Origin of the sequence: Flavobacterium rhamnosi, assembly GCF_048286515.1 — a bacterium.
Taxonomy (GTDB): Bacteria; Bacteroidota; Bacteroidia; order Flavobacteriales; family Flavobacteriaceae; genus Flavobacterium.
This window is the reverse complement of record NZ_JBLVPS010000006.1, coordinates 38,412-57,749: the sequence shown is the minus strand read 5'-3', so window position 1 is coordinate 57,749 and position 19,338 is coordinate 38,412. Positions and strand designations below refer to the sequence as shown.

Sequence of the window (19,338 nt, the reverse complement as noted above, 5' to 3'; positions counted from 1 at the left end):
TCAACAGCTCTTTCTTGTTAGTATATATTTGTACAAAGGAAGAAATAACCTCAGTAAAAAATTATATTTTTGATAAAAATTAAACAGACTTTCAGTTTGTAAAAACAATACTCTTGAAAAAAGCCTCCTTATTTGTATTGCTTTTGGCCAGTACCCTAAATTACAGTCAAGCGGTCAGAAAATACTCGAATGAGTTTATGAATATCGGCGTTGATGCAGCTGCCTTAGGTATGTCAAATACGGTTGTGGCCTCCACTAACGATGTCAATTCAGGCTATTGGAATCCTGCGGGACTATTGCATCTGGAAGACCATCAGGTATCGTTAATGCATGCCAACTACTTTGCCAATATTGCACAATACGACTACATCGCTTATGGTAGTCCTTTAGACGATCGGAGCGCTTGGGGAATTTCGTTAATCCGTTTTGGCGTGGATGATATTTTGAATACCACGGAATTAATCGACAGTCAAGGCAATATTGACTACAACCGAATCAGTCTTTTTTCAACAGCTGATTATGGCTTCACCTTTTCGTACGCCCGAGAACTCCCCGTTCCCGGATTTCAATACGGCGTAAATGCCAAAGTAATACGACGAATCATCGGAAAGTTTGCCAGCTCCTGGGGATTTGGTTTTGATGTTGGATTACAATTCGAAAAAAACAGCTGGCAATTTGGATTAATGCTACGTGATATAACCACTACGTACAATGTATGGAATATTGACGAAGAGGAATACAAAAAAATCGCCAATGCCATACCCGGAGAAAACCAGGAATTACCGGAAAGCAGCGAAATTACAGCCCCAAAAGCCCAGCTGGGCATCGCCAAAAAGTTTATCATCAGGTATGACTACAGCCTTTTGGCTGCAGCCAATATGAATATGCGATTTACCAAAACGAATGACCTGATCTCGACTGATTTTGTAAGTATCGATCCCGCGATAGGATTGGAATTTGGGTATACCGATTTGGTCTTTGTACGTGCAGGTGTGGGAAATTTTCAAAATGTAGAACAGCTGGACAGCACCGAAAAAGTAGGTTTTCAGCCCAATATTGGATTGGGATTTAAGTACAAAGGCATCCAGATTGATTATGCATTGACTGACTTAGGCAATCAGAGTACTGCTTTGTATTCGAATATCTTTTCAGTAAAAGTAGATTTAGGGTTGTTTAGAAATTAATTTAAAAAATCTTAAACCATTAAAAATAACATAAGGACAATAAAACAGCAAGACACATGAATATTTCTTTATTAAAAAAAATTTCCTTTTTCCTATTCCTGTTTGCAACTACACACCATAGTTTCGCTCAAAACCTTTTATTGTCAAAAGAGGCAAAAGTCAGCGTGCTCACTTGTGGTACGGGCAACGAATCCTATTCCATGTTTGGTCATACCGCAATTAGGATCAGCGATGCTTCCAATAAGATCGACCTAGTCTATAACTATGGCGCTTTCGACTTTAATACGCCTAATTTCGTTATGAAATTCATCAAAGGAGATTTACAGTATTTTGCCGTAGTGCATCCCTACGCTGACTTCATCAATGAATACACCTATGAAAAAAGATCCGTTTATGAGCAGGAATTGAATATTCCTTCACCGTTGAAACAACAATTATTCGACAACCTCAACACCTCATTAGCTTCAGGAGAAAGTCATTACACATATAAATTTATTGACAAAAACTGTACATCAATGGTGGTTGATATCATCAATAAGACACTAGACACAGTCGCAATTGTTAAAAATGCAGATACCGATATCACCTATAGAACAATACTGTATCCTTATTTTGACAATCACTTTTACGAAAAATTAGGAACGAGCATCATCTTCGGCAAAAAAGTGGATGGACTGGGAACGCAAATCTTTCTGCCTTACGAATTACAAAAAAGCCTCAAAAAAGTTTCTTTTCAGAATCAGCCCTTGGCTCCCGAAAACAAAACCATAATCGAATTCAAAAAAGAAGTTTCCGGCTCTTGGTGGAATAACAGCTATAGCTATATCCTACTTCTTGGTTTCGTTGTCCTGATCAATAAGAAAAGTATTGATTTGTTTTACCTTACTATCATGGGGTTATTAGGTCTATTCTTCGCGTTTGTGGGATTTTGTTCACTTCATAAAGAATTAGCCTATAATTATAATATTTTGTTGTTTAATCCAACCCTATTAGGACTGCTTTATTTTTACGCAACAAAAAACAAAAAAGGGATTTACAACCTGGCAGCATTCAATATCCTCTCGGTACTTATTTACCTGATCATTATAATCAATAAAGCGCACTTGTTTATTGTACTGCCTTTGGTAATTGCAAGTGGAATTATTTTAGTGAGACTGGCCATTCAGAATAAAAAACGCATACCAATCATCATTTAAAAACTACTGCCCTCTGTAAAACAATACAGTAGTAATTGTTTTAAAAGCAATATTCAAATCCAGAAAAACACTTCTGTGTTTGATATAATACAGATCGTACTGCAGTTTGATCAAGCTGTCATCAATGGTCACCCCATAAGCATAATTGACTTGTGCCCAACCGGTAAGACCTGGTTTAATAATGTGTCTGGTTTCATAAAAAGGCATTATTTCAGCTATTTCCTTGACGAAAAAAGGGCGTTCGGGACGAGGACCTATAACCGCCATATCCCCTTTTAAAATATTTATAAATTGAGGGAATTCATCAATTCTTGTTTTTCTTAGAAACTTCCCAAATACCGTTACCCTGGCGTCGTCTGGGGTGGTGAAAACAGCACCGTTTGATTCCGCATTACTGATCATGGTTCTGAATTTTAAAATTTCAAATACCACTCCGTCTTTGCCTACTCGTTCCTGAGTATAAAACAACTTTCCTCTATTTCCGATTGCATTACCAATTGCAATCAATGGACATAAGAACAGACCAATAGCCAATCCAAGTATCGAAGTGCCTATTTCAAAAACTCTCACACCTAACAGATACAACTTATTGTGATTGCTTCTGCTAAAAGGAAAAAATCGGTAAAAATCTCTCGACATATAATGTACCGGAATTCGATGTGTTTTACTTTCATACACCTGGGTATACTCCCGAATAATGCTCCCGGACTCCAGTAAACGAAGTAATTGCTGATACAATTCAGTGGTAATTCCTTCTGTTTTTTGAGAGGCAATTACAATTTCAGATATAGGATTTTCTTTTACAAAGGCAAACAACTCTTCCCTTTTAATACTTGGAACATAGTGGTAATGCGACATTTCATCTTCGCTAGGATTGGCATTTACAAACGCAACTATTTTATAATGCGGATCAATATGCTCTAATCCTTGGATCAACTCCTTTACCTGCTCTTTATCACATATCAAAACGGCATGCTGAAGAAACCTATTGGAAGCTAAAAATGCTACATAAAACATTCTCCATAAAAACAAGGACGTGAATACAACCAGATAAAACAAGAGGATTTCGATTCTTTTGGTTGGCAATTCCGGAGAAAAGAAAGGGGTTAACAAATACACCAAAACGGTTGTTGATGATGTAAGAATAGTACCTCGTAACACCTGAAACTGATTGCTGGCTACTTGAAGATTATACATTTCGAATATAGTCCCCAAAAGATTAAGATAAACTCCTAAAACTATAATCCAATAGCGATTAGTAGTGGAGATTGTGAAATAATCAAAATCAAATACATAACCCACCAGGAACAAGGCTCCCAAAACAAAAAAAATATCAAAGAAACGAAGAATCATCATTCGCTCCGATATCTCAAAATGCATTTTGTCAACTGAAAACATGGATGGTATTTAGGATTTTGGTGCAATTTAGTGCTTTTGCCGTGAAGTAAATTTAAGATATGTTAATTTTTTTAACAAAATTCTCTTTTTAACATATTAATCTGATAAACTTAGACCTAATTAGATAACAACCCTCGATCAGTGCTGCTTCTTCAAGATTTTTCTTACTCAAAATGAAATAAAAATAGTATCGAGAACAGCGCCATCAATAAAAACAGACCTTCTCTAACTAGTTAATTTACTTTCTTTTTTAGAACCTCCCCCCAACTGCACATTAAGCAAAGACAAAGAATACACAAAAGCAGGTGCCGCAGTACGCATTGCCGCATGGTTAATGGTTAAAAACCAAAACAAGACAAAACACAACAAAAACATGTTGAACTTATTTTCCAAATACAAAGCCAACGGTGTAAAAAACAGGATCAACAAGGCCATGACACCCAAAGACCCATGTTCCGCAAGCATTCGAGTGATTTCATCGTGTGATAAAGAAGCGTCTCCTGTTTCGACTTCCCGGGCTTCCCTGCCTTTTCCGACACCAACCCCAAAAACAGGATTCTTCAGAAAAAGATTAATTTCATCTTGTGCAATTTCTTCTCTCCCTGTAAATTTGCTTTCTTTCACTCTTCCCTTTGCGTCCTGATTAGCATAACGTTTGTCAATCAATCCACTGGTCTGAAAAGAAGTATAGCTCCAAGTTGCTATCATAGCCAGCGTAACAAAGACAATAATATAATTAAGTTTTACTTTTCCTCTAAAATTAGATTTAAAATACAAAAAGAACAATAACAAAACAATCATCATAAAACCAGTAATCATACCCCCTCTGGAAAAGGTAAGCATCCCACGGTAAGTTATATTTAGGGCAATAAGTAAGTTTACGAATAATAAAAATTTGGTTTGTGATTCTAATATGACTCTGGAAAAAAAAATAAACATGCCCAAGCCCAAAATGGTGGCTACCTGATTGGGACCATACCCTCCAGAAGTTTCAAAATTGGATTGGGTACTGGTAATAAGATCTCTAATATTTGGTGTATAAAATGTTAAGTAGACCATACAACTAATAATAGGCAAACCCATGCTTAACAAGACATTATTCATTTGATCTAATGGAATTTTTCGCCTAAAAGTGTACAAAGAGGCTAATCCTAGACATACGGGACCCGAAATATTAAAAGCTATGGTTGTTCTGATGTTGGTATCAAAATTCAACACAAAAGTAGTGAGCACCAAGCTGGGAACTAATAATAATAAATACAACCAATACGGCACGGCACCTTTTGAAAAACCGCTAAAGTACATCCCGGTTACAAGAAAAATCATTACTCCGTATTTGGAGATTTCATACAAAGGGTTCCCTTGCGTCATTCTCAAGAAAACCTCACTTCCCACCACATAAGCTGCTGCAATAAGCGCTTCATTATTTTTATTTTGTTTTTTAATGATATACAAAAACAAAAATAAATAAATAAAATAGCCATAAATTTTTGAGGTAAAAGGTGCTACATAAATCACAAGCCCAATAACAACATGGAGCAGGATTAAATAGAGATAGGATTGATCCTCTTTTTTCATTTGCAATTATTAAGCAACCAATTTAAATATTTTTTTATTACGATTTCTTCTGAATAATTTTCGACAATGGTTTTATAAAATGCATTCCCAAAATTCATTTGTAATGTTTTACTTTCTATTAATGCAACAAGCGCATCGTAAAACAATTCGCTTTCCCGAGCAGCTACAATGAAACCATTTTTGCCATTTTGAATCAATGCCGAAATCTCACCTACAGCAGTCACGACAACAGGTTTTTTATACCATCCATATTCTAAAAGTGCTACGGGCAAACCTTCAGATTGAGAGGTTAAAATTGCTATTGTTGCTTCTTCTAAAATATTTTTCACATCCGATTTAGTGCCGTAAAGAAACACATTTTTTTCTAAATTGAAGGTAACTATTAAATCCTTAATTTGCTGGGAATACTCATCTTTAAAATCTTTTCCGATCAAATGAAAGGTCCAGTCGGGATGAGAAACTTTTAACTTTCTGGCTACTTCCAACAATAAAAAATGATCTTTCTGCACTCTCAAATTTGCCGAAGACACAATCCTTTTTCCTGCAATCCCTTTTAAAATAGTTTGTTCATCGACGCCTTTTTCTTCGGATGGAAAATTGGGAAGATAGATCACTTTTTTAAAACTTAATTTTTCTTCGGTCCATCTTTTTAAGTTCTGATTTACCGCTATAACCCCACTAAAAAAAGGAATTATTATTCTTAAAGCATGTATCGGTCTTTTTGATAAAAATTCACTATTGCCATAATGATCATGCCAAATTAATTGAAGCGATGGAAGCGTTAGTTTTAAAAGAAAAGCTAAAAAAAAAGAAGTACTGTGCGTATGGACAACCGATACCTTGTTCTGTAATACATATTTTCGGAGTCTAAGTATCGCTTTGAAATCGAGTGTTCTTTCCTTGTTTAAAAACAGATACGACACCTTTTCATCGACCTGATTACGCAATGGCCCTTCTTTTCGAGTCACTACCAATCCCGAAAAAGAAACATGATTAACGAGAGCGTTAGCATAATTTACGGCCATGCGCTCTGCTCCTCCAGCTTCTAAACTATCTATTAATTGAAGTATTCCCATTTTCTTATAATCCAACTTTTTAAATCCATGTAATTCCACTTTAACGGCCCTCTGAAATTTAGATATGTGGAATTACTGGCTAGGCGATTCCCATCATAAACATAATAGTAATGCGTGGCATCTAAACGCTGAATATCCAAGTGATGCATTCCCGCATTAAATTCTTTTATATTTTCATTTGCCATTAAAAAAAAGGGGGCTTCTCTTTCCGCAACATAACTTCCGTCTATAAAGGTGAAACGATACAAAGATACTCCATACCCATAGCCTTTTGTACAATTTTGTACCGGTAAAATTAATCCGTTTTTATCCGCAAAAAAACGTCCACCGGCCCTCGCTTCTGTACCCCTCAAAGCAATTGGTTTTCTATGTAATTTCCATTTTCCAAATAAGGAGTCTGCCTCGTATAAATACATGTTTTTTTCATAATCCGTCGCCACTAAAACATTTAGCGAATCCGACAAATAGATAGAAGGATCCACGAGTGCAACATTCTTAACCAAAGTATCACAAATCCTCCAATCATAAGGAAACCGATGTGCCTTATACAAGAGCAATGCATTAGCTTGCTTAGTCTCCGGTACCATATAAAAATCGTTCTTATATTTGAAAACCTGAGGATAAGACAAATGAAATTTTTGTGTTAAAACAGTTCCTCTATACTGGTATTTCTTTCCATCTACAGAGGTTAGCAAACCAACATCTCCATTTGATTTGTTCTTTTTATGTTCAAAAAACAGATAAAAAGTATCCTTTTCTTTCAGAAAAAAAGGATCTGCCAGAAAAAGAGTACTATCATTTTGAGCTTTTAACTTTTCGATAGAATAAATAGTATTTTTAGCTACTTCAATCTTCTCTGGATAACGAGTCGACGCACCGTACCCTATAGACCACCCCCCCTTGTCTTGTTGAACAAAAGGAGTTCTATAGTTAATTATTGCGACCACCGCAATAACAAAAAAGAGGAGCGCTACTAAGCACTTTTTTTTCATTTGCTAATTTAGTTTTTACTTAATAGACCGATAACTTCCTTTTCAAAAACATCCAAAGTATATTGCCTGGACCAAGCTGAGGCACTTTCACTTTTAAAATCAAAATCCATTTGATTTTTTAAAAGTGCTTCTATGGCTACAACATCCTTTTGCAAATCCATTTCCAGTAAAACTCCTCTTTTCCCATAATCCAGCATAAACGGAACACAAGATACTGATGTTGCTAGTGGAACACATCCCCAAAACATGCCTTCGGCAAGGGCTTTTGGCCAACCTTCGCTATCGGAAGGCAAAACCACAAAATGACTGTCCTGATACGCCTTTTGAATAGTTTCTTTCGATTGATTTCCTTGTAATTGAATTATTGTCTTTAACCGATTATCCGCAATATACTTCTCCAGCATATTGCGCTCCATTCCTTCCCCATACAAAGTTAAAGTAACATTATATCCCTTATTGAACAAAACTTCAATTAATTGAATGGTGTACAAAGGGTTTTTACCTTTAACTAAAGCCCCTGCAAAAACAAAACGAACGGCCCCATTTAGATTTCTAATGAGAATGGGTAGCTTGTCAATTTCATAGTAAGTCGCAGTAAAAAAAGGGTTTATATTTTTGGAGCTTCCATTCCATTTACCATAGACTAAAACTTGTATATTTCGGGTGAGGAATGTATTGCTCAGAATCCATTTCTGTAAACGGTAACTCCAGGGTTGTTTTGAATTTGGATCCCAGTTACCAGCATATTTAGCTGTTTTGGGAGTATTAGGGAACAAAATCTGAATCAGACACCCTAATAAACCGATGTTTCCCGGACATCGCAAATGGATATGATCGGCTTTTCTCATGGCCTTATAAATTTGCCAACTGATTCTTGGCGTTTTTAAAATAGTTCCGAAAATGCTTCTCATACTTAAGATATCGAAACTATCAATAGCTTTAAATGCAATATTCTCGTGCTCATAGGAAGTATCAATAACTGTTTTAGTGGACACGCTAATTGGCGCTACAATAATTATTTTATCGACCTGCTTTACCCAAATATTCATTTCATGAACATAAGGACCATAAGCAAAATAATTGCGTTGGTCCAGGATATGAGGCACATGCGTAATGATGGTAAAATTCATTTGTTTTTATTTAAAATTTCAAAAAAATAAATTCTTATGAAACTACTACAGAAAGCGATTTTCCATGATAATAATAATTAACAAAATAAGCAAACAAAAACATTAAAACAGGACGCATCGGAAACATATACCGTTGCTCCGAATGGAAGAGAAAGACAAAGACTAAACTCGAGCCCCACAGAAATAAAATCGGGAAGAACAATTGATACTCTTTATTTCTCACCAACAGAAACATTGCCCAAAGTGACGTTAAAACTAAGACATAATTGATACTATTGATATAAATGTGAACCCCATATTTAACAAAATTACTCTTATTTGATTTCATTAATGGAGAAATAATAAAACTTTGCGATTGAAAAAATTTCAATACATATTGTCGTACCGTCAGTCCGGGATTATCGATGATATCATTCGTAACCCAATTGATAAAGTAAGTCGTTTTATCCTGTTTATTGGCATCGCAAATAGAATCCAATTCCTTTCTTTTTAAAAGATTATTACGATAATCAGAAGAAGCAAATTCATCTTGACCGTGCTGAGGCAACCAATTGAATGGTTCATCCCGCAATTCAAATCTTGACCAAAGCAACTGATTTCTAAACATGTCTTTTTTATAAACTCTATCGGTATTATTAATTTTACTTTCAACAGTTGTCAATAAAAACAGCATTAGAACCAATGTCGAAATAAAAATTATTTTATTCTTCCATTCAATCTTTGTAATCAAAACATAAAGTAAAAACAGCACTAAAAAGGGCAATAAATTAGGCCTAGTACCTTCTAACATCATCATTGACAGTGCTAGAATTAAAAAATATTTGACAGAAGTTGAATTAGTAGTAATTTTCACCCAACTATATATAAAAAGAGTAACGGCCAAAAAAGCGGCACTTTCCGCCAAAATTCCATAGGCATAATAGACATGTATGGGAAATAAAGTCATAACTACTATTACCCAAAACTTTGATTTGATAGAGAAGTTCATTAAATCAAGAGAAGCGAATAAATATTTAATAGCAAAACAGGTAACAACCGAATTGAAAATAATTCCAAAAAGATAATAAAGAGTGTCGCTATGAAAAACATAAGCAAAGGAATAAGGAACAAAATAATAAAACAAGGTAAACAACCCTTTGTCAACACGCACATTTCCATCAAAACCATTTACAATATAGTCTATTAACTGAATTGTACCTTCATGGTATTCTCCATCACCAAAAGGTTTAGGTTTAAAAGGCAAAAAATAGAATAAAAAACAGACCAAGGCAGTTATGCTAATTGGATGTTTAATTACAAAATCAACTATTCTTTTCATGCTTCAATTTTTTTATTTTGATTAAATCGGTCTATTAAACCACAAACTCCACCAGCCCACTGTTCTGCCTGTAGCCTCAGTGAATGCTTGTTTTCTATTACTGGAGGTAAAGCTATTGCTGAATCGAATCAATGTTAACAGCAGCGTGATGCTATGCCATTTCAATTTTGCTTCAAAGTCTGGTTTCGAGTTCTTGATTCTCCAGACATACCAACCATTCCTCACTACCATTTTCCCATATTGGTATTGATTAGGCCTCCCTGATGCGTTATGAAAATGACTTAATTTAGCTGCCGTATTCACATATAATTTACCTATTTTGGCTACCCTCAAGGTGAAATCTGTATCCTCATACAAACCATACCCTTCAAAATAGGAAGAGAATTGTATCGTTCTAAAAACTTTCGTTCTAAAAGAAGAAACCCCGCCCATCAATTGTTCAACTTCATAAATTTTTCCGCTAGGAGGTAAAAAACTTACACTTCTTCCATGGGAAAATAACGGTAAAAATCCTGGCAAACAGTCGCTGTCTAGGCCCAATCTTTTTCTCAATATAAATCGACTTCCATCCTTTCGCTTCCATCCATCAAAAAAGTACTCATCTGCTTTAGCTTGATAATCAGACCCTACCCATTCACATTCTGTATCATTGATAATATAGCCGCCTACTCCCAAGGCTTCCGGATATATTTGATAGGTGTTTAATAAGCGTTCGAAATAATCCTTTTCTAAAACTGTATCATCATCCAAGAAACAAACAACTTCAACATCATTTCCAACTCTCTCAATACCATAATTTCTTTGTTTGGTTAAACCGCGATGAGTCGATGGAACAAGAAAATAAGATAGATTTTCGAAATGATTTTCTTCCAGAGCAATTTCAGTCTCATTATTTTTTGATCCATCAATAATCAGGATTTCATCAGGATATACGGTTTGCTCCTGAACCGACCGCAACAGTTGCAGCAAAGGCTGAGGACGCATATAAGTGCATATAATTAGTGTAAATTTCATTCTGCTTTTTTCAGTTCATTAGCCCATAAAACACTTCTTTTCCATTGCTTTTTATAATTTATAAAATAACGGCTTGGATTTTTTATGGTTTGATATTTATAATACTTGAAAAACAAAGTTGTTTTATAACCTCGAACTTGCTCTTGGGTATGATTTAAAATCTGATACAACATTATGGTGGGAGAAGGTTTGGGTTGAATAGAATCTTTTTGCCACTGCAACTCAGGTTTTGTTCTAAAACCACCAACAGGAGCTTTCAAATGCAGTATTTCAGGTTCTGGTAAATACAAAATATCACAACCTTGATTTCGCAGCTGCATACCAAAATCACCATCTTCACCAAAGCCAAATTCATAGCCCATCTTAAATTTACAATTCTTCAAACTATCCGAAAATACAAAACTACAACCGGCACCAAATGTTACCCATTGAAAAACAACACGCTCTTTCGGGTCTTTCTTCTTTTGAGAACACTTTATAGAAATTGCTTTAACCCCAAATTTTTCTATCTCTTCTAATGCTTTTTGGATCAAATTATTCTCTATCCGAATATCATCATCAGCAAAGAAAACCCATTCACTTGATATTTGTTGCAAAGCAATATTCCTTGCATTACAGGCACCCGTTTGATGGGTAAAAGTATGATTTATAATAAACGGCCAAATTTCATCGATTAAATAATCCAATTCTGATTCACTTCCTTCGTTTGAATTTTGTTCAACTATAATGACATTAGTTGGCAAATGGGTTTGTGATTTTAAATCCATTAAAACATCATACAAATAGTTTTTTCTTCCAATAGTAGGAATAATGACATCGACAGTTACCTTCTCTATAATTTTCCTCGATGATCGAGCCGTAACACTATCCAAGTCAATATTCGCCTTACTCCTATTCTTATAAAAAAGCGAACAAATAAAAGGTACTACCGGAAATTTTCTTTCATACAACAGTAAATTCAACAACAATAAAAATGTCCATTGTGTTTTATAATGCTGTTTCACAAAACGAAAAAGAATATAGGCATTGGTTTTTATTGAAAGGCTATTGGAATTCTCTTTTAAAAGTTTAGGTTCAGAATAGCATAACAATCCCTTTCGCATTCCCAACTTGGCCAATGAACATAAAAAATAATCAAAATTTTTATCATATCGAACTTCATCTTTTAAAGCCAATAAAACAGAAGAATGAATTGCGCCAACTACACTACTCATTTGCCAGGTTGGAAAAGTTACTGACTTATTAATCTTTATAAATGGAGATTCTTCGACATAGCCAATACTTTTGTCTAAAAAAAGAGTATCAGACGGATTATAAGAAAGTAATAATTTCTGATGATGAAATAAATTTTCAATTTCCAAAATATTTAACTGTTCTCTTAAACTGGCATGACACCATACCAAAATAGCATCTGGATATGCTTTGGCTAACAGCATAAGAGATCCAACTATAGATAAATTATTAAGTTTATCTATACGATATGAATTACTTAATGCTACAACTTTAGGTCCATTATGATAAATAATTATCATAGAATTAATTTTTTATTGATGCTCCGGCGAAGGTTATAATTTCATTCTTTCTAAATCGTACCGTTTTATATGGATAGTCCATTTTTTTGAAGAATTCTTCGACTTTAATATAGGTTGGCTCACCATTTACAATATGATAGGAAGCAATAGCAAAATTTGGAGAAAGATTTTGAATAGTTTTTATGCATCCGTCCAAAGCTTCAATTTCGGCACCTTCGATATCCATTTTAACAAAATCCAATTTTTTAATATTATTATTCAACACCCAGTCATCAATCCGTATTGCTTGTTTTTTGACACATTTGTCGGTGTCGGGAATCCAAACAGCGGAAGAGCCTACTGTTCCAGCCTCGTAAAAATCAACCAACTCATTTTCATTCCATAACAACAACTCCTCGATTTTGATGTTTTCAGGCAGTTCCTTGTTTAATTGCATATTAGTATGAATTCTCGCGATGTTAAACGTATCGGGTTCAAAGGCATAAACAATTCCTTTTTCACCTGTTAGTTTTGAGAATAATATTGACAAATGTCCACAATTTGCTCCTGCATCAACAATGACATCATTGCGTTTTACTTTATAAAAATGCTGATAGTACTTAAAATCAGGAGCAACAAAATACAAGGCTTCGTTTGTAATCAACGACAAATCCTGAAAAATCGTTTTATAAACCGTTTTCTTTTCACTTGTACTAATTAGCTCATAGGAAGTTTGGCTTGGTGTATTAATACTGTAATAAAACAATTTCACCCTTTCCTTGAAATTGCCTTTTGGAAAAAGGGTACTAATGATTTTTTTTAATTGCTTTTTCATTTGCTACGGTTAAACTATTATAAAATGAAATACTCTGTTGTGCCACTGTTTCCATGCTAAATTTCAGGACTGCCTTTTCTCTTGCTTTTAGGCCAAATTCTTTTTGCAATTCTTTATTTTCAAGCAAGTCAATAATTTTATTTGCATAAACAATATGATCAGTTGGATGCACTAAAAAACCATCTATCCCATCATCAATCACTTCAGTTGCCCAGCCTACGCTGGAAGCTACAATTGGTTTTTGCATGGCCATCGCTTCTATCCAGGAAACTGGAAGTGCTTCAGCAAATGTAGGGAAAACGCAAAGTGTTGCTGCATTAATCTGCTTTTTTACGTCTTCATAGGGCACACTTCCCAAATAGTTTACATATTTCCTTGCCTCTTCCGTAAAAAGCTCGTGCATCATCTCCCAAGTTGAAACATTTCCGGATAGTATATCAGACACATCTCTACCAACCAATACTAATTTTACATCGGGTCTTTTTTTTATTACTTCATTAAAAATAAGGGGTAATTCCAACAATCCTTTTTTCCGGATTAAGCTACCAAAATAAAGAATAGTATTACTGTCTTTATTTTTTTCATTATCACTATTACTCTGACTAAACAGCCCTATATCAATCGAATTTGGAATAATCGTGAATTTCTTTTCTAATACAAAAATTTCATTTGTTTTATCAGCTGTAAACTGACTTACTGAAATCAAGGCGTCGGCTTTCTGCAATGCTCTTTTTTCATTAAATTTATTAAACCATTTCACAGGTCGCTGATCTAAATGACAGAAATACGTATCCGAACCATTCAACCTAATAACGATTGGACATTTCTTAGGGGAGATAAAAGAAGTAATACCAGTCCAATCAGGCGCTTCTACCAAATCAATTTCTTTTTCATTGTATAAGCTATCGATAATTTCCTGGAGCTTTTTCCGCGTAAGATACCAGGATAATCCTTTTAGTTTTACATTTTTTATTTGTTGAATACAAACACCATTATCATCAAAAATACCCTCTTCCTTTTGTCCATAAACTAAAACCCGAACCGAACAGTCTTGTTGTAAAAGCCCTAAAGCCAAGTTCTTGATACTGGTACCAATACCACCGGAGGTTCCGGTTTTAGAGTGTGGATATTCTGGTGTTAAAAAGGCAATTTTCATATCTTACTTTTTGAAAAAATCTTTTAAAATTATCTTTGTAAACAACCTTGCCCCTGAATCATTTAAATGTCCGCAGGAAGAGAAATACTGATCCCCTTGAACGACACCTTCATAATTGTGAATTTCAGGATAGATTGCATTTACTTTGTGAAAATAATCCAATCCTTTAGTATTAGAGCACATGGGCGTCATAACCGCAATCAATTTGATATTATTGGCTTTACAAATTTGCTTAATTTCTTCATAGTATTTATTATGTAACGGTTTTAAATTGGTAAGGTTATTTTTCATATTCCCTTTTTTAATACCTAAAGGATAATACCCTAGACGCTCTAAAACATTCGATGGTTTGTTTCTCGCTGTGTCATACATTTCTCTAAACCCAATACGCGGTTCAAAAGTAATGTAGCGGTAAAAAGGAATATAGTACAATGCCCAAAAATGGTTCTGCTCTGAAAAATGATTTTTAATTGTTTTAGACTGGTGAATATAAGGCAAAAATTTAGCTGCTACACTCTCTGATTGTTGCTCATTAGACAAATTCAAATCAGCTTCCAGAATCACATTTTTTATGTGATATCCGCGTTCTACCATTAGCTTCAATAATAAAGAAGCTTCAAACAAATGGCCTCCACTCATTCCATAATTAAACGTTTTTAATCCTTTCTCTTCAAATAGCGGTGCTACAAAATGATTATTCGCTCTAGAAGAACCTAAAATCACTACATCATAATCTCTAGCTTTTGAATTGTAAACATAGGCTATTTTATTCCTACTGGAGGATTGTTTATAAACCAGAGTGTAAAGCACATCCAACAACCCTAGAACTACCAAGGTAATCAGCAGTAATTTTGCAGTAAAAAGTAAAAAAGATTTCATTTTTAAATTTCTATTATTATTGTTTGTACTAATGAAAGCACTGTTTTACGACAGTATTTTATTAATCGCTGTCACTTCTTAAGTTTATACTAAGCGGAGATGAAGCATTCGGCCTCACCTAATTAAATCAAAATTGAAAATAGATAAATTCCTTATAATCAGAATAAGTACCCAAAGCGACAATAGCCATGATACATAATGCTACTTTCAACGCGCTATATCTTCCCGATATAGGTTCAATTTTAGTCCTGCTATTCCATTCCACTACAACAAAAGCAACAACCAGCAATAGGATTTCGTAGCTGTAGCGCTCATTTTCTAAGTATTGTGCTTGAAAATTTATATCGGTAAAAATACGTCCTATATAATCAAATGCAGCTTCTATGGATTTCGCCCTAAAAAACACCCAAGCTAAGCAACATAAAGCAAAAGTTGTAACTATACTCCCCAATACTTTTAGTGAACTAAAATCCCATTGCAACTGAACCGTTTCAATATTAGAACGATTTTTATCTCGAAGCAATAATGGTAAAAAATAAAGAGCGTTAATAAAACCCCATGCTATGAAAGTCCAATTGGCGCCATGCCAAAAACCACTCAATAAAAAAATTACAAATACATTACGAACCTGTTTCAGTTTACTTCCTTTACTTCCTCCCAAAGGAATATAAACATAATCACGAAACCAGGAAGACAAGGAAATATGCCAACGACGCCAGAACTCGGCGATGTCTCTTGAGAAATAAGGATAATTAAAATTTCGTAACAAATCCAATCCGAACAATTTGGACATTCCTAATGCCATATCGGAATAGCCAGAAAAGTCACCATAAATTTGAAAAGCAAAATACACCGCTCCCAATATCAACGACAAGGAATTCATTGAAGTATAATTATCAAAAATGGCATTAGCATAAGTCGCACAAGTATCGGCAATGACCACTTTCTTCACTAATCCCCAGATGATTTGATAAACACCTTCTTTGGCTTTTTCAAAATCAAAGGTTCTTTTTACTTTTACTTGTGGCAGTAAATGAGTGGCTCTTTCAATTGGCCCCGCAACCAACAATGGAAAATAACTAACAAACAAGGAGTAATCTACAAAATTATATTCGGCTTTAATTCGTTTCAAATAAATATCAATCACATACGATAATCCGTGAAAAGTATAAAAAGAGATACCAACAGGAAGAATAACATTTAACAATAGCGGACTCGTTTGCAATCCGAAACCGTTCAACAATTCCGAAAAAGAAGCAGCAAAAAAATTATAATATTTAAATATACCCAGAAATCCCAGATTCATAATAATACTCGACCAAAACCAAAATTTTCGAGCAGTTTCGGTCTTAGCCTTCTCGATTCTAATACCGGTATAGTAATCCAAAAAAGTGGAGAAAACCAATAGAAACAAAAACCGCCAATCCCAACAGGAATAAAAGTAATAACTCGCTACAATGAGGATTGCATTTTGTGCACTCTTGGTTTTATTAAATACAAACCAATATAGCAAGAATACTATGGGCAGGAAAACAGCAAAAGATAAGGAATTAAAAAACATAGACTAATGTAACAAATTTAAGAATGTAAAATTAAGATTTATTCTCCAATACCAAAGCCAAATGATTGGCAACCATTTTTGTTAATGAAAAAAAATTCTCCACCGCTAATCTTGTATTACCTTCAATTTTTTTTTGTCCTAAATAAACCTTTTCAAGAATATCTTTCAATTCATGGATATCATTTGCTCTAAAAATAAATCCGTTTTCACCATCAGCAATTACCTCTTCATTACCTCCTACATTTGTTGTAATTACCGGTACATTGGCGGCAAGGCTCTCGAGTATGGACAAACTGAAACACTCCATATGGCTAGGCTGTAACATATAATCATAATTCGAATACAATTGTTTTAAGTTGGGCTTACTGCCCATAAAAGTGAAGCAATTTTGTAAATTAAATTGGTCTATGCTTTCAATCAAATTGTTTTTATAAGGGCCATCTCCGTAAAGATCTATTTTAATGTCATTTTTTATTTCGATAGGAAGAAGAGAAACAGCAACAATCAGATCTTGAATCCCTTTGGATTCTCTTAAATGCGATGCTACTAAAAAAACAGGCTTTACAATATCACGATATTTTCTTTCAATAATACCTTCAATTACAACACCATTATAAATAGTTCTGGTCTTCTTTTTCAAATGATTTCCAAAATCTTTTAAAATTTCATTTACAGTATACTGAGAAACCCCAACAAAAACATCAATATATCTTGAAAATAAAATCCCTTTAATTTTTTTTTCAATTTTCTTCTTCAGCGGATAACCGTTTAAAGGCCTTGGATTGTGATCTATTGCAATAATTTTAGCTTTAGAAAACTGCTTTATTTTATAAAAAGAAGGCGTGCACAGTTCTAAGAAATGAGTTATAATATGGGAATAACCTTTTTTATTTACCTTACAAAAATCAATAAAAAAAATCTCCACATTATAACTACAGTCATAAATACTCAGGTTAGAATACTCTCCATGATGGGATAAATTCGGGAAAAACCAGTCAATCTGCATGCCTCTTTCTTTGCATTGTTGATCAAAAAGCCAAAAAAAGTAGTCCATTCCACCTACCCTTTCCGACAACAGTTCATAATTACAGAGTACAGCTATTTTTCGATGTTCAATCATGAAATTTGGATAAGGTTTCCACAATTCTTTTGCTGGTGTGCAATAAGGGTTCACTAATCTGCAAGTCAATCATTGCTTTTCTTTCTGTTATTCTAGACTTAGGATTAATCAAGGCGTCATTAATTTGACTTATCAATTCTTCCTTATTTTTAGCAATGGTCACGCAATGACTGTTGACTACTTTTTTAAAATGATCATAATTTAAAAACCTCTGATCATCGTACAAGCCATTTTCTGGATTACCGAAAACGGTATTGATTACAGGCTTGTCAAACAACATAAAATCCAGACTCATAGTCGAGCACATATTGATATTCAAATCGACATGTTCCAACAGGGACCGTAAATCCGTAATATCGTCCTCGGTGGGAATTCGTTGCGACCAGGTTTCGGCATGATTTTCCCGAGTCAACATCCATTTCGGAACATTCCAAATTATCTCCGGAAATTCTTCCCTGATGTCTTTGAATCTGGCATCGTCTTCGGCGGGAGAAGTTCTTACAATAAGTTGGCTTGGAATTATCAAGGCATTATTTCTTATTGCCTTGGCAATAGCTGCTATAACTATGGGGTCATTTTTACCTAAGGAAACATCGGCACAGCTGTAGCAAATGGTCTTAACATTAGCATCCAATTGGAATTTTGTGTAAAAGTCTTCAGCTGTAGTTTCATACTTCTTCATTACATAAGGCTCAAATTGTGGGGTTCCTACCACTTTCACATTTTCCTTTTCCACGTTGGGATAAAAAAACATCAATTCGGCTTTCATCAAATTACTCCAAACCAAAAAATAGTCAAAAGAACCCAGCATTCGTCCTTTAGAAGCCAAATTGTCCCAGCTAAAAATAAAAGTGCTCACGGGTATTTTTAATTGTTGTGCTGCATATAAAAAAGGCGCTAAAAATGGAGGCCTTTGATGCGTAAAAAAGAGATGTGTTGGTTTGTCTTCCCGAAGTAATTGCAAATAAGTTTTCGTGATTTTATGATTAGAAAACGACCCGAATTGCAATTTTTCGACCAACAAAATACTGCCATTAGAATGAATAAAACGGGTAAAAAAATATATAATCTTGATCAAGAGGGAACGAGCCGAATTATTTTTCGGATAGCCTACAGCCAAATTGTCTTTCATTCCGTAAAAAGAGCAGTACTGTTTTAAATGCGCCACTTCCTTCCATTTTCTAAAAAACCATGTTACTTTTCCTTCCACAAAAACATCTAATTCTTTGATAATTATATTGGATTGGGGAATATTATCATAAGCACTTATCGGCAAGCCTGAATATAGGGTAACTGAATCAAATTGTTGTGCGGCTTCCGTCAAAAAATTACTCATGATAAAATTACGATAACCAACTCCGTCCGTTATAACTATTCCTAGTTTTTTCAT

At 34.5% G+C, this 19,338-nt stretch carries 16 protein-coding genes; 2 read left to right on the top strand and 14 right to left on the bottom strand.

Translation table 11 applies throughout. From position 1 onward, the window contains the following. Positions 1 to 113 precede the first annotated feature (113 nt). Positions 114 to 1,184, top strand: coding sequence for a putative type IX sorting system protein PorV2 (locus ACNQGN_RS06885; protein WP_470303622.1), 1,071 nt, complete (start codon positions 114 to 116; stop codon positions 1,182 to 1,184). Positions 1,185 to 1,240: 56 nt separating this feature from the next. After that, the gene (locus ACNQGN_RS06880) at positions 1,241 to 2,380 is read left to right on the top strand and encodes a lipoprotein N-acyltransferase Lnb domain-containing protein (protein WP_417987105.1); all 1,140 of its coding nucleotides are present in this window, start codon (positions 1,241 to 1,243) and stop codon (positions 2,378 to 2,380) included. A 3-nt stretch (positions 2,381 to 2,383) separates the two neighbouring features. On the opposite strand, the gene ACNQGN_RS06875 is transcribed toward ACNQGN_RS06880, so the two are convergent. The 14 genes from ACNQGN_RS06875 to ACNQGN_RS06810 all read right to left on the bottom strand — a co-directional run bounded on the left by ACNQGN_RS06875 (position 2,384) and on the right by ACNQGN_RS06810 (position 19,338). Next, positions 2,384 to 3,778, bottom strand: a complete 1,395-nt coding sequence (locus tag ACNQGN_RS06875; RefSeq protein ID WP_417987104.1) for an exopolysaccharide biosynthesis polyprenyl glycosylphosphotransferase — start codon at positions 3,776 to 3,778, stop codon at positions 2,384 to 2,386. Between the two features lie 225 nt (positions 3,779 to 4,003). Next, a complete protein-coding gene (locus tag ACNQGN_RS06870; RefSeq protein WP_417987103.1) occupies positions 4,004 to 5,356 on the bottom strand; it encodes an O-antigen ligase family protein in 1,353 nt (450 codons plus the stop codon). Next, entirely contained in the window at positions 5,353 to 6,447 is a 1,095-nt protein-coding gene (locus ACNQGN_RS06865; RefSeq protein ID WP_417987102.1) for a glycosyltransferase family 4 protein, read from the bottom strand. Before ACNQGN_RS06865 ends, ACNQGN_RS06870 begins: the two co-directional genes overlap by 4 nt. Then, positions 6,414 to 7,424: a glucosamine inositolphosphorylceramide transferase family protein gene (locus ACNQGN_RS06860; protein ID WP_417987101.1), complete on the bottom strand. Its 1,011-nt coding sequence runs from the start codon at positions 7,422 to 7,424 to the stop codon at positions 6,414 to 6,416. The genes ACNQGN_RS06865 and ACNQGN_RS06860 overlap by 34 nt, the downstream gene beginning before the upstream one ends. An 8-nt stretch (positions 7,425 to 7,432) precedes the next feature. Beyond that, positions 7,433 to 8,554: a glycosyltransferase family 4 protein gene (locus tag ACNQGN_RS06855; RefSeq protein ID WP_417987100.1), complete on the bottom strand. Its 1,122-nt coding sequence runs from the start codon at positions 8,552 to 8,554 to the stop codon at positions 7,433 to 7,435. Positions 8,555 to 8,588: 34 nt separating this feature from the next. Further along, positions 8,589 to 9,872, bottom strand: a complete 1,284-nt coding sequence (locus ACNQGN_RS06850) for a hypothetical protein (protein WP_417987099.1) — start codon at positions 9,870 to 9,872, stop codon at positions 8,589 to 8,591. Positions 9,873 to 9,893: 21 nt separating this feature from the next. After that, positions 9,894 to 10,886, bottom strand: coding sequence for a glycosyltransferase family 2 protein (locus ACNQGN_RS06845; RefSeq protein ID WP_417987098.1), 993 nt, complete (start codon positions 10,884 to 10,886; stop codon positions 9,894 to 9,896). Beyond that, entirely contained in the window at positions 10,883 to 12,418 is a 1,536-nt protein-coding gene (locus ACNQGN_RS06840) for a glycosyltransferase family 2 protein (protein WP_417987097.1), read from the bottom strand. Before ACNQGN_RS06840 ends, ACNQGN_RS06845 begins: the two co-directional genes overlap by 4 nt. Before the next feature lie 4 nt (positions 12,419 to 12,422). Then, positions 12,423 to 13,232 (bottom strand): FkbM family methyltransferase, encoded by an 810-nt coding sequence (locus tag ACNQGN_RS06835; RefSeq protein WP_417987096.1) that lies wholly within the window; start codon positions 13,230 to 13,232, stop codon positions 12,423 to 12,425. Next, positions 13,204 to 14,388, bottom strand: a complete 1,185-nt coding sequence (locus ACNQGN_RS06830; protein ID WP_417987095.1) for a glycosyltransferase family 4 protein — start codon at positions 14,386 to 14,388, stop codon at positions 13,204 to 13,206. Before ACNQGN_RS06830 ends, ACNQGN_RS06835 begins: the two co-directional genes overlap by 29 nt. A 3-nt stretch (positions 14,389 to 14,391) precedes the next feature. Continuing rightward, positions 14,392 to 15,267 carry a hypothetical protein gene (locus ACNQGN_RS06825; protein WP_417987094.1) on the bottom strand — a complete coding sequence of 292 codons (876 nt, stop codon included), beginning with the start codon at positions 15,265 to 15,267 and terminating at the stop codon, positions 14,392 to 14,394. A 127-nt stretch (positions 15,268 to 15,394) separates the two neighbouring features. Next, positions 15,395 to 16,828 (bottom strand): MBOAT family O-acyltransferase, encoded by a 1,434-nt coding sequence (locus ACNQGN_RS06820; RefSeq protein ID WP_417987093.1) that lies wholly within the window; start codon positions 16,826 to 16,828, stop codon positions 15,395 to 15,397. Positions 16,829 to 16,859: 31 nt separating this feature from the next. Further along, entirely contained in the window at positions 16,860 to 17,948 is a 1,089-nt protein-coding gene (locus tag ACNQGN_RS06815) for a glycosyltransferase family 4 protein (RefSeq protein ID WP_417987092.1), read from the bottom strand. Next, positions 17,941 to 19,338, bottom strand: coding sequence for a hypothetical protein (locus ACNQGN_RS06810; RefSeq protein WP_417987091.1), 1,398 nt, complete (start codon positions 19,336 to 19,338; stop codon positions 17,941 to 17,943). The genes ACNQGN_RS06815 and ACNQGN_RS06810 overlap by 8 nt, the downstream gene beginning before the upstream one ends.